Source organism: Micromonospora sp. NRRL B-16802 (assembly GCF_001279555.1).
In the GTDB taxonomy this organism is placed as follows: domain Bacteria; phylum Actinomycetota; class Actinomycetes; order Mycobacteriales; family Micromonosporaceae; genus Micromonospora; species Micromonospora profundi.
The window spans coordinates 15,023-27,310 of sequence record NZ_LGEB01000002.1 but is presented as its reverse complement, the minus strand read 5'-3'; the positions used below and the strand labels follow the sequence as shown (position 1 = coordinate 27,310).

Here is a 12,288-nt window from a genome sequence, read left to right as displayed (position 1 = left end):
GAACTTCCCTTTCGTACGACGGCCCGGGCGGCCCGTCGTGGTCGGTGCGGATGGATTCGGAGGACGGCCCGCAGGGGCCGACCGGCAGCGGGTCAGGCGGCCCGCAAGGCGGGACCGGCGGTGATCGAACGCGAGCCGCGCCCGATCGCCACAAGGCCGGACTGCACCATTTCCTTGATGCCGAAGGGCTCCAGGTCGCGCAGCAGAGCGTCGAGCTTGTCGGGCGTACCGGTGGCCTCGATGGTCAGCGTGTCCGGTGCCACGTCGACAACCCGGGCGCGGAACAGGTTGACCGTCTCCAACACCTGGGTGCGTGCGGACCGGTCGGCGCGGACCTTCACCAGCAGCAACTCCCGGGCGACCGAGACCTGCGCGTCCAGCTCGACGATCTTGAGCACGTTGACGAGCTTGTTGAGCTGCTTGGTGACCTGCTCCAGCGGGGACGAGTCGGCGTTGACCACGATCGTGATCCGGGAAACGTCCGGGTTCTCGGTCTCGCCGACGGCGAGGCTGTCGATGTTGAACCCGCGCCGGGAGAACAGGCCGGAGACGCGGGCGAGAACGCCCGGCTTGTTCTCCACGAGCACGGACAGAGTGTGCATCGTCATGATCAGATGTCATCCTCGTCGAAGGCCGGGCGAACGCCACGGGCGAACATGATCTCGTCGTTGCTGGTGCCGGCGGCGACCATCGGCCAGACCATGGCGTCCTTGCCGACCACGAAGTCGATCACGACGGGAGCGTCGTTGATCTCCATGGCGGCGGCGATGGTCTTGTCCACGTCGTCGGGGCTCTCGCAGCGCAGCCCGACGCAGCCCAGCGCCTCGGCGAGCTTGACGAAGTCGGGAATGCGGTGCTTGTGGGTGCCGAGTTCGGTGTTGGAGTACCGCTCGTTGTAGAACAGCGTCTGCCACTGCCGGACCATGCCGAGATTGCCGTTGTTGATGACGGCGATCTTGACCGGGATGCCCTCCAGCGCGCAGGTGGCCAACTCCTGGTTGGTCATCTGGAAACAGCCGTCGCCGTCGACCGCCCACACCACGGTGTCGGGCTTGCCGACCTTCGCACCCATCGCGGCCGGCACCGCGTAGCCCATCGTGCCGAGCCCACCGGAGTTCAACCAGGTGTACGGCTTCTCGTACGAGATGAACTGGGACGCCCACATCTGGTGCTGCCCCACACCGGCCACGAAGATCGCGTCCGGGCCGACGATCTCACCCAGCCGCTTGATGACGTACTGCGGGGAGAGCGTGCCGTCCGCCGGTTCGTCGTAGCCCAGCGGGTAGCGGTTGCGCAGGTCGTCCAGCTGGGTCCACCAGTCGGCCAGGTCGGTGGTTTTCCCCGCCGACCGCTCGACAGTCACAGCGGCGATCAGCTCGTCGATGACGTGCCGGGCGTCGCCGACGATCGGGACGTCCGCGTGCCGGTTCTTGCCGATCTCGGCCGGGTCGATGTCGGCGTGCACGATGGCCGCGTCCGGTGCGAACGAGTCCAGCTTGCCGGTGACGCGGTCGTCGAAGCGGGCGCCCAGCGCCACGATCAGGTCGGCCTTCTGCAGGCCGTACACGGCGGAGACGGTGCCGTGCATGCCGGGCATCCCCAGGTGCTGCGGATGCGAGTCGGGGAAGGCACCGAGCGCCATGAGGGTGGTGACGACCGGGATGCCGGTCAGCTCGGCGAGCCGGCGCAGCCCGTCGGTGGCGCCGGCCTTGAGCACACCGCCGCCCACGTAGAGCACCGGACGGCGGGCCGCGGCCATCAGCCGGGCCGCCTCGCGGATCTGCTTGCCGTGCGGGTTCAGGGTGGGCCGGTAGCCGGGCAGTTCCAGCGTGGGCGGCCAGGCGAAGGTCGTCGACGCCTGGAGGACGTCCTTGGGGATGTCGACGAGCACCGGGCCGGGCCGGCCCGTGCTGGCCAGGTGGAACGCCTGGGCCAGCACCTGCGGGATCTCGTCGGCGTTCTGCACCAGGAAGTTGTGCTTGGTGATCGGCAGGGTGATGCCCTGGATGTCCGCCTCCTGGAAGGCGTCGGTGCCGATCGACGGGCGGGCCACCTGGCCGGTGATCGCCACCATCGGCACCGAGTCCATGTAGGCGTCGGCGATCGGGGTGACCAGGTTGGTCGCACCCGGGCCGGAGGTCGCCATGCAGACGCCGACCTTGCCGGTGGCCTGCGCGTACCCCGTCGCCGCGTGACCGGCGCCCTGCTCGTGGCGGACCAGGATGTGCCGGACGGTGGAGTCGTAGAGCGGGTCGTACGCCGGAAGGATCGCGCCGCCGGGGATGCCGAAGACGACGTCGACGCCGAGCGCCTCAAGGGACCGCACCAGCGAACCGGCGCCGGAAACCTCGGTCGGGGCGGGTGGCCGTACCGCCGGGGCGGCCGGGACTGCTGCGGCGCGCGAGGCGGCGGGGTCGGCGGTACCGGCCGGCTCGGCCGCGCGGGCCCGCCGGGCGGTGTGGGCGAGGGTCTCGGGCGTGGGTCTCGTCATTGTGGTTCTGGCCTTCGGCTGGAATGGCTGGGGCTCGTTCAGCGATGCGAGGCGGGCAGGGCCCGTCGCGACAGGTTCCGACGGCAATAAAAACGGCCCTCGTGCAGATGCACGGGGCCAGCGCACTCTCGATGAGGGAGAGTGCGCTCAGGTAAGTACTCGCAGCGACCGGTACGACGACATGTGGCTAAGCCTGACGCATCTCACGCGATGAGTCAACTGATCTCACATGTTGGTCAACGGACTGCGGCGCGTCGGCCGCCGACACGCCCTCTGCAGAGGGGATGACCTGCTCGGAAACCCCCGGAACCCGGCGCGGAGCGGGCACCCGGCTTTGCCGCGCACCCGGCGAGGTGGCCGCCTCCAGCATCGCCTCCAGGTGCTCGGCAGGCACTCCCCAGCCGAAGAGGGCGCCCTGACCGAACCGGCAGCCGGCAGCGACCACCGCTGCCAACTCGGTGGGCGTGGTCACACCCTCGGCGATGACCTCCAATCCCAACTGGTGACCCAGCCGCATCACGATGTCGACCATTGGGGCGAACGCCGGGCCGTCCTTGCCCACCGGGCGGACCGGCTCGTGCTCGGCCACCAGACTGTGGTCGATCTTGAGAATGTCGATCGGCAGACGACGCAGCTGCCCCAACGAGGAGTAGCCGGCGCCGAAGTCGTCCAGGGCGATCCGCACACCGGTCAGCCGCAGCGCTGTCAACCGTCGGATCAGCTCGTCCAGGTCGGTGGCGACCGCGTGCTCGGTGACCTCCAGCACGAGCCGCTGCGGCGGCACGTGGTGGGCGCGCAGCGCCTCGGCGACCTGCACCACGTACTCGGGGGCGTGCAGCTCGCGGGGTGAGACGTTCACCGAGACCCAGACGTCGTGCCCGTCGGCGAGCCACCGCGAGAGCTGGTAGCAGGCCTGGTGCAGCACCCAGGCGCCGAGCGTGGCGATCATCCCGCACTCCTCGGCGAGGGGGATGAACTCGTCCGGGCGTACGTTGCCCAGCTCGGGATGGTGCCACCGGAGCAGCGCCTCGGCACCGACCGGCCGGACCGACGGCAGCGACGCCACCGGCTGGAAGGCCAGCCGCAGCTCGTCGCGCTCGATGGCACCGCGCATCTCGTGCTCCAGCGTCGTGCGCCGGCGCAGCAACTGGTCGTACGCGGCGTCGTAACGCTCGATCCGGTTCTTGCCGCGCTGCTTGGCGTAGCGCAGGGCCAGGTCCGCGTGCCGCAGCAGCAGGTCCACGTCCGGTGCGCCCGCCCACCCGGCCACACCGATGCTCACCGACAGGAAGACCGGCCCCTCCTCCTGGTCGTACGGACGGTTGAGCACCCCCAGCAGCCGCTCGGCGACCCGGTCCGCCTCGGCCGGCCGAGCCGACATGAGGACGGCGAACTCGTCGCCGCCGAGGCGTGCCGCCATGTCGCCGGGGCGCAGGTTGCCGCGCAGCCGGCTGCCCACCTCGGCCAGGACGGCGTCGCCCACGCCGTGACCGCGCATGTCGTTGACGTGCTTGAAGCCGTCCAGGTCGAGACTGAGCAGGACGCACGGGGTGCCGGCCGCCGCGCTGTCGTGCAACGTGCGCAGCAGACCCCGCCTGTTGGCGAGCGATGTCAACGGGTCGGTGTGGGCCAGCTCGCGAAAGTGTGCCTCCCGCTCGGCCAGCCGGCCGGCGTAGTCCCGGACGTCCTTGAGGGTGACGTACTGCCGGGCGACGAGCGCGAAGCCCTCCACGATGCCGGCCACGATGCCCGGCGCGGTGAACTGGCCGCCCTGCAGGAGGTGGTAGGTCGCCGACGCGGCCATCGCCACCATCGGAACCACTGCGTATTCGCCGTCGCGCCCGATCAGGTCCAGCTCGATCTGCCCCGGCCGGTCGTCCCGGTACACCGCGAACGCGACGGCCAGCAGGCCGGCGGCCAGCACCGCAGCGCCGGCCAACGCCATCGTCGGCCCGGCCTGACAGAGCCCGGCGCTGAGACCCAGACCACCACAGCTCACCGCGCTGATCCCGGCGGCCAGCACCGTCAGGCCACGACGCGGGGCCGCGGCCCGGAAGACCACGATCACGGCGAGCCCCGCGCCGAGCGCGGCGCTCACCGTGGCCACCACGATCGCCGGGCAGGCCATCGGAGTGGCGTCACCCAGCAGCCGGGTCGGTTCGGAGAAGAGCACCCAACCGACGAACCACAGCGCCGCCGCCATCGTCACGCTGTCCAGGGCGAGCCGGGCCGTTCCCGCCGTGGTGGCGGCAACCCCCGGCAGCCGGAGCAGACCGGCCGCGAAGGCCAAGCCGCTCAGCGCGGTGCCGACCGCCGCTGCGGTGGCCCAGCCGGTGCGCAGACCCTGCTCGTGTGCCCAGTGGTCGCTCGCGGAGAGCACCGCCACCATGCCGGCCAGCAGGCTGAGAAGGGACACCCCGGCGGCCACCGCGAGCAGCACGTGCGCCGGCCGGTGCAGGCCGGTGCGCCGCCGGGCGACCATGGTCAGCAGCACGGTGGCGGCGACGGCGACCAGCCCGCTCAGCGCCGCGACGGCGACCATGCCCGGGGGGAGATGCACGTCTCAAGAGTGCCGGATGGGCACGCGCCGTGGGGACCTGATGTGCATCTGTTGGGACACGGCACACACACCGGACGGCCCGCGCGCGGACGGTGGCATGCTGGTACGCATGCCTGAGCTGCGGTCGAGGACTTCCACACACGGTCGGACGATGGCCGGCGCCCGGGCCCTCTGGCGGGCCACCGGGATGACCGACGACGATTTCGGCAAGCCGATCGTTGCCATCGCCAACAGTTTCACCCAGTTCGTCCCGGGCCACGTACACCTCAAGGACATGGGTGGCCTGGTCGCCGACGCGGTGGCCGAGGCCGGCGGGGTGGGACGGGAGTTCAACACCATCGCTGTCGACGACGGCATCGCCATGGGCCACGGCGGCATGCTCTACTCGCTGCCCAGCCGCGAGCTGATCGCCGACGCGGTCGAATACATGGTCAACGCACACTGCGCCGACGCCCTTGTCTGCATCTCCAACTGCGACAAGATCACCCCCGGCATGTTGCTGGCCGCGCTGCGACTCAACATCCCTACCGTCTTCGTCTCCGGCGGCCCGATGGAGGCCGGCAAGACGACGGCGATCGAGGGCATCGTGCACTCCAAGATCGACCTGATCGACGCGATGATCGCCTCCTCCAACGAGGCTGTCACCGACGAGCAGCTCGGTGAGATCGAGCGCTCCGCATGCCCCACCTGCGGCTCCTGCTCCGGCATGTTCACCGCCAACTCGATGAACTGCCTCACCGAGGCGATCGGGCTGGCGCTGCCCGGCAACGGTTCGACGCTCGCCACCCACGCCGCGCGCCGGTCGCTCTTCGTCGAGGCCGGCCGCACCGTCGTGGATATCGCCAAGCGGTGGTACGACGGTGACGACGACTCCGTGCTGCCCCGCAACGTCGCCTCCAAGGCCGCCTTCGGGAACGCGGTGGCCCTGGACGTCGCGATGGGCGGCTCCACGAACACGGTGCTGCACCTGCTCGCCGCCGCCCGCGAGGCGGAAATGGACTTCGGCGTCGCCGACATCGACGCCATCTCCCGGCGGGTGCCCTGCCTGGCCAAGGTCGCGCCGAACTCCCCGAAGTACCACATGGAGGACGTCCACCGGGCTGGCGGCATCCCCGCCATCCTCGGTGAGCTGGACCGCGCCGGGCAGCTCAACCGCGACGTGCACGCCGTGCACTCCCCCTCGCTGGCACAGTGGCTGACCGACTGGGATGTCCGCAGCGGCTCACCCACGCCGACGGCGGTCGAGCTGTTCCACGCCGCACCCGGCGGGGTGCGCACCACCCAACCGTTCTCCACCACCAACCGCTGGTCGACCCTTGACACCGACGCCGCAGAGGGCTGCATCCGCGACCGCGAGCACGCCTACTCCGCCGACGGTGGCCTGGCGATCCTGTTCGGCAACCTCGCCCCAGAGGGCTGCGTGGTCAAGACCGCCGGCGTGCCGGAGGAGTGCCTGACCTTCCGTGGGCCGGCGAAGGTCTACGAGTCGCAGGACGACGCCGTGACCGCGATCCTCGCCAAGGAGATCGTCGCCGGAGACGTCGTGGTGATCCGGTACGAGGGCCCGAAGGGCGGCCCCGGCATGCAGGAGATGCTCTACCCGACCTCGTTCCTCAAGGGCCGAGGGTTGGGGCGTTCCTGCGCGCTGCTCACCGACGGTCGTTTCTCCGGTGGCACCTCCGGGCTCTCCATCGGGCACGCCTCCCCCGAGGCCGCCTCCGGCGGGCTGATCGCCCTGGTCCGCAACGGTGACGAGATCGTCATCGACATCCCGGGGCGCTCCATCGAGCTGAACGTGCCCGCCGACGAGCTGGAGGCGCGCCGGGTGGCCGAGGAGAAGCGCGACAAGCCGTACACCCCTGTCGACAGGCAGCGTCCGGTGTCGGCGGCACTACGCGCGTACGCCTCGATGGCCACGTCGGCCAGCGACGGCGCGTACCGCCGCGTCCCCGAGTGAAGTAAGGAAGGGCCCCCTCTTAACGCCTCAGGTATAGGAGGGGGCCCTTCCTAACACCTCAGGTCCGTGCGGCGGACCGTTCCGTTCGTACGGCTGCCGTCGCGTCAGGGTTGGGTCGGGTCCTCCCCGGCCGGCGTGGTGCCGTCGACGGGCAGGCCGGCCTCCGCGGGCACGTCCTCGTCGGTTCCGTCCAGGTTCTCGTGCGGCTCCTCCGGGGTGACGTCGTCGGGGTCGGCGCCCCCGGCGTGCAGTTCGGAAAGCTCAACCGGATCAGTCATGCCGCCCTGGTACCCGCCCGGCGCCACCTCGAACGACCAGCCGCCCGTCCAGCGTCCATTTCGGTGCGAGCGGAGCCCGCCCACACCGACCGGGGGTCAGGTGCGCGGAGACGGGCGTCTAGGACGGGCTCGGGGCGAGGGCCACGCCTCGGGCGTAGCGGATGGCGGACGGGGTGTCCGGGAAGACCAGACCCTCGCGGCGCAGTTCGTCGGCGACACCGAGGGTGCTGAGCACCTGGTCGTGGCCCGGGGTGATGCCGGAGAGCAATACAGTGATCCCCCGGGCGCGCAGCCGGGCGATGGCGTCGCCGAGCACCTGGGCGCCTGTGGCGTCGACCGTGGAGACGCGGGACATCCGCAGGATCACCACCCGTACGTCGGCCACCTCCGCCAGCTCCAGCAGGAAGGTGTGCGCGGCGGCGAAGAAGAGCGGCCCGTCGAGCCGGTACGCGACGATGTGCTCGGTGAGCAGTGCGTGTTCCTCGGCGCTGTGCTCGCCGGTGTCCAGAGGGACCTGTTCCAGCCGGGCGCTGCGGGCGACCGCGCGCAGCGCCAGGACGGCCGCGACGGCGAGTCCGACGACCACAGCGGTCACCAGGTCCCAGATCACCGTGACGGCGAACGTCAGCACCAGCACGACCGCGTCGGCGCGGGTGGCCCGCATCAGCGCCAGCAGGGAGGCCGCCTCCACCATCCGGACGGTGGTGGCGAGCAGCACCCCGGCCAGTGCGGCGAGCGGGATACGGCCGACGAGCGGGGCGGCGGCGAGCACGATCGCGGCGAGGGCGACGGCGTGCGTGAGCGCGGCGAGCTTCGAGGACGCTCCGGCGCGCACGTTCACCGCGGTACGGGCGATGGCAGCGGTCGCCGGGATGCCGCCGAAGACCGGGGAGGCGAGGTTGGCCAGGCCCTGACCGAACAGTTCCCGGTCGGGGTCGTGCCGTTCGCCGACCGTCATTCCGTCCGCAACTGTCGCGGAGAGCAGGCTCTCCAGGGCGGCGAGCGCGGCCACGGCCACGGCGCTCGGCAGCAGCGTGCCGAGCGCGCCGACGTCGATGAAGTCCAGCGACGGTACGGGCAGTCCCTGCGGCAGCTCGCCGATCCGGGCCAGGTCGATCGGCGCCAACTCGGCGAGGAGCGTGGCGGCGGCCACTCCGACCAGGGAGAACGGCACGGCGGGCCGCCACCGGGCGCCGAGCAGCATCAACGCCGCCACGCCGAGCGTCACGGCGATCGCGGCGGGCCGGGGCTGCGCGGCGAACCGGGCGACCGCGTCGGCGGCCACCGCCCACACCTTCTCGCCGTGCGCGCCGGTGACGCCGAGCGCGGCCGGCACCTGTTGCAGCGCGATGACCACGGCGATACCGGCGGTGAAGCCCTCGATCACCGGGGTGGGCAGATAGCGGACGTAGCGGCCGAGGCGGGCCAGTGCGAGCGCGATCAGGATCAGCCCGGCCAGCGCGCCGACCATCAGCACGCCGCGGGCGCCGAACTGCTGCACCACGGGCACCAGCACCACTGTCATGGCACCGGTGGGACCGGAGACCTGGAGGTTGGAGCCGCCGAAGATCGCCGCGACGGCTCCGGCGACCACTGCGGTGACGAGGCCAGCCTGCGCGCCGAGCCCGGAGGTGACGCCGAAGGCGAGCGCGAGGGGAAGCGCCACCACTGCCACTGTGAGCCCGGCGACCAGGTCGCGTCGAGGTGAGCGACGCGCGTTCTCCCAGTCGGCCCGGCGGGGCAGCAGCCCGCCGAACAGCCGGCCCGCCTGCCGTACGACCTGGCCGGCGCGACGACGACCGGCCGCCGCAGGTGCCGCTGCACTCACCGGTCCGTCCCCGAGGCCCGTAGTTCGTCAAGCAGGGCGTCCCGGTCGGTGAGGACCGCGCCGAGGATGCGCCGCCCGGCGGCGAGCAGGTCGGCCACGTCGGGGGTGCTGAGCGCGTACATGACCAGGGGGCCGTCCCGGTACGAGGTGACCATGCCGGCCCGCCGCAGCACGGCGAGCTGCTGGGAGAGGTTCGATGCCTCCACGTCGATGGCTGCCAGCAGGTCCCGGACCGGCTTCGGCCCGTCCTGGAGCAGTTCGAGCACCCGGATGCGGACCGGATGCCCGAGGGTCCGGAACAGCTCCGCCTTCGCCTGGTACAGCGGCACCGACATGACACATCCCCTCCGCCGACTCTGAAGACTTTACCACTTGCAAAAGTCTTCAAATCGACGAAGATGACGGCCGCTCTCAGGTGAGGTCGTTGACGCAGCGCAGCACCGGACGGCTGGTGAGCGCCCCGGGGTCGAGCGGGCCGGGCGCGCGCACCGTGAACACGGCGCTCTCCCCCGGCAGCAGCGTCACCAGCGCCCTGTCGACCTGCGCGGCCGGATCGAGCCGGTCCGGAAACAGCGTCAGGTCGCGCAGCACCGTCCGGGCGGTCACCCGCACCCGCTGGCCACCGTCGACCGGCTCGACCGTCGCGTCCCACGCCGCCGCCGGCCAGTCGACGTCGCGGTCCTCGGCGAAGAACCACAGCGCGCGCTCCGCGGTGTCCCCGGCCTCCGCGACCAGCAGTTCGGCGCGGACCTCGTCCGGCCCCGCCAGCTCCGTCGGCAGCGCCAGCACCACCGAGGAGTACGCCGGAACGTCGAGGTCGACCGAGGTCTTCGCCCTCGGCTCCCCGGTGAGGGCGAGTCGGGTGATGGTGGCCGGCCCTGTCCACGCCTGCGCGGTCTCGTTCACCGCCACCAGGGCCAGCCCGCCGTCGCGCGGCTGCACGGTGAGCAGTCGGTCGGCGTACGCGTTGCGCAGCGCGTACCACAGGGGTTTGCGCCGACCGTCGCCGTCGACGGCCGACCAGGAGGTGACCGGCCAGCAGTCGTTGAGCTGCCACACGATGGTGCCGGCGCAGACGTCCCGGTGTGAGCGGAAGTGCTCCACGCCGAGCTGGATGGCGCGGGCCTGGTTGAGCTGGGTGAGGTAGTGCCAGTCGTCGAAGTCGGCGGGCGGCGGCAGGTGCGCGTCCAGACCGCGTTGCAGCTTCACGTCACCGTCGGCTGCCTTCTGGTGGTGAGCCATGCCCGGCGAGTCGTGCGCGAGAGGGTCGTCGGAGATGGACCGGCGCACCGTCGCGTACGCGGGTGGGGCCTGGTAGCCGAACTCGGCGACGAAGCGCGGCACGTACTCCCGGTATCTGGTGTAGTCGTCGGTATTCCACACGTCCCAGATGTGCGTGGTGCCGTGCGCCGGGTCGTTGGGGTGGATCGCCTCGCTGCCCGACCAGGGGCTGCCCGGCCAGTACGGGCGGGTCGGGTCGAGCGCGCCGACGATCCGGGGCAACACGTCGAGGTAGTAGCCACGACCCCAGGTACGCCCGGCAAGGGGCTCCTGCCAGTCCCAGTCGTGCCAGCCCCAGATGTTCTCGTTGTTGCCGGTCCAGAGCACCAGCGAGGGGTGACCGGCGAGGCGTGTCACCTGCTCCCGCGCCTCCGCCTCGACCTCGGTGCGCAACGGCTCCTCCTCCGGGTACGCCGCGCAGGCGAAGAGGAAGTCCTGCTGCACCAGCAGCCCACGCTCGTCGGCGAGGTCGTAGAAGTCGTCCGACTCGTACCGGCCACCGCCCCAGACGCGCAGCAGGTTGATGTTGGCGCCGGCTGCCTGGTCGAACCGCTGCGCCAGCCGGTCCCGCGTGATCCGGGTGGGAAACACGTCATCGGGGATCCAGTTGACCCCGCGTACGAAGACCGGGACGTCGTTCACCGACAACGCGAACGGGGTGCCGTGCTGGTCCTCGGTGGTGTCCAGTCGCACCGAACGGAAGCCGATCCGACGGGACCAGGTGTCCAGGGCGTCGCCGTCCGGCGCGTACAGGGTCACCTCAAGCGGGTGGCGCGTCTGCTCGCCGTACCCCCGGGGCCACCACAGTGCGGGCTCGCGGACGGTGACTGTGAGCACGGCAGTGCGCTCCCCGGCCGGGACGACGACCTCGGCGTGGACGCCGGCGACTGTGGCGCGGACTGTCAGCGGGACGGCCGCGACCCGCTCGACCTCGACGTGCAGCTCCACCCGCCCGTCCCGGCCGTCCAGTGTGACAAGCGGGCGGACGGTGGCCAGCCGGGCCGTGGACCAGGCGTGCAGGCCGATGTCCTGCCAGATGCCCGCTGTGACAAGCGTCGGCCCCCAGTCCCAGCCGAAGTTGCAGGCCATCTTGCGGATGAAGTTGAAGGGCTCCGGGTAGGCGTTGGGCCGGTCGCCGAGCCGGTCCCGCAGCGCCTCGGCGTACCGGTACGCGGAGTCGAACGCGACGACGAGGTCGTTGTCGCCGTCGCGCAGCAGCGAGCGGACGTCGAACCGGTAGCCACGGTGCATGTTCGCGGTACGGCCGACCTCGACGCCGTTGAGGGTGACGGTGGCGACCGTGTCCAGGCCGGCGCAGACCAGGTCGACACGCTCGTCGTCGCCCGGCTCGTGAACGAACGTGGTCTGGTAGACCCAGTCGGTGCGGCCGATCCAGGCAAGCGCCAGTTCGTTGTCGTCGAGGTACGGGTCGGGGATTATGCCGGCGGCGAGCAGGTCGGTGTGCACGCAGCCGGGCACTGTGGCCGGCACCGTCCGGTCGGCGATTCCGGCCGGGACCTGCGGTCCGGGTACCGCCCGCAGGGTCCAGCCCTCGTGCAACGGAGTCACGACCTCACCGCGCCTTCCATGATTCCGCGGACGACCTGACGTCCACCGATGAACAGCATGACCAGCAGGGGAACGGTAGCGATGAACTCCCCGCCGGGCACCACTGCGGGCGGCAGCTTCGCCGACGCCTCGTCGTCGCTCGTGGCGATGACGAACATCCAGTACAGCGGAAACGCGGCGAACAGCATGCTGACCGCGAGCAGCAGGTAGGTCCAGAGCCCGGCCGGCGTGTCCTGTGGCGCCCGGGCGGGCACACGGCGCGGACGGCCGGTCGCTCCCGGTTGCGCTACGTTGGGGCCGCCGACACGAGGCCCACGGCCATGG

9 protein-coding genes are annotated in these 12,288 nt (G+C 71.4%); 1 reads left to right on the top strand and 8 read right to left on the bottom strand.

What is annotated here, in order from left to right; genetic code table 11:
- Nucleotides 1-92: 92 nt before the first annotated feature.
- The 3 genes from ilvN to ADK66_RS03245 form a co-directional block, all read right to left on the bottom strand.
- The gene (ilvN, locus tag ADK66_RS03255) at nt 93-608 is read right to left on the bottom strand and encodes an acetolactate synthase small subunit (protein ID WP_053652387.1); all 516 of its coding nucleotides are present in this window, start codon (nt 606-608) and stop codon (nt 93-95) included.
- Between the two features lie 2 nt (nt 609-610).
- Nucleotides 611-2,491 (bottom strand): acetolactate synthase large subunit, encoded by a 1,881-nt coding sequence (locus ADK66_RS03250; protein WP_053652386.1) that lies wholly within the window; start codon nt 2,489-2,491, stop codon nt 611-613.
- A 187-nt stretch (nt 2,492-2,678) separates the two neighbouring features.
- Nucleotides 2,679-5,033 (bottom strand): bifunctional diguanylate cyclase/phosphodiesterase, encoded by a 2,355-nt coding sequence (locus tag ADK66_RS03245; RefSeq protein WP_053652385.1) that lies wholly within the window; start codon nt 5,031-5,033, stop codon nt 2,679-2,681.
- Between the two features lie 127 nt (nt 5,034-5,160).
- Here ADK66_RS03245 and ilvD point away from each other — a divergent pair, with 127 nt between their 5' ends.
- Nucleotides 5,161-7,008: a dihydroxy-acid dehydratase gene (ilvD, locus tag ADK66_RS03240; protein ID WP_082377182.1), complete on the top strand. Its 1,848-nt coding sequence runs from the start codon at nt 5,161-5,163 to the stop codon at nt 7,006-7,008.
- Nucleotides 7,009-7,112: 104 nt separating this feature from the next.
- Here the strand turns inward: ilvD and ADK66_RS31765 are convergent, their stop codons facing one another.
- The 5 genes from ADK66_RS31765 to ADK66_RS32130 form a co-directional block, all read right to left on the bottom strand.
- On the bottom strand, nt 7,113-7,286 hold the full coding sequence (locus ADK66_RS31765) for a hypothetical protein (RefSeq protein ID WP_167945542.1): 174 nt from the start codon (nt 7,284-7,286) through the stop codon (nt 7,113-7,115).
- A gap of 118 nt (nt 7,287-7,404) precedes the next feature.
- Complete coding sequence (locus ADK66_RS03230) at nt 7,405-9,114, bottom strand: SulP family inorganic anion transporter (RefSeq protein ID WP_053652382.1); 1,710 nt, start codon at nt 9,112-9,114, stop codon at nt 7,405-7,407.
- A complete protein-coding gene (locus ADK66_RS03225; protein ID WP_013284484.1) occupies nt 9,111-9,449 on the bottom strand; it encodes a helix-turn-helix transcriptional regulator in 339 nt (112 codons plus the stop codon). The genes ADK66_RS03230 and ADK66_RS03225 overlap by 4 nt, the downstream gene beginning before the upstream one ends.
- Nucleotides 9,450-9,525: 76 nt before the next feature.
- Nucleotides 9,526-11,964, bottom strand: coding sequence for a glycoside hydrolase family 2 protein (locus ADK66_RS03220; protein WP_053652381.1), 2,439 nt, complete (start codon nt 11,962-11,964; stop codon nt 9,526-9,528).
- Nucleotides 11,961-12,218, bottom strand: a complete 258-nt coding sequence (locus ADK66_RS32130) for a hypothetical protein (protein WP_053652380.1) — start codon at nt 12,216-12,218, stop codon at nt 11,961-11,963. Before ADK66_RS32130 ends, ADK66_RS03220 begins: the two co-directional genes overlap by 4 nt.
- Between the last annotated feature and the right edge of the window lie 70 nt (nt 12,219-12,288).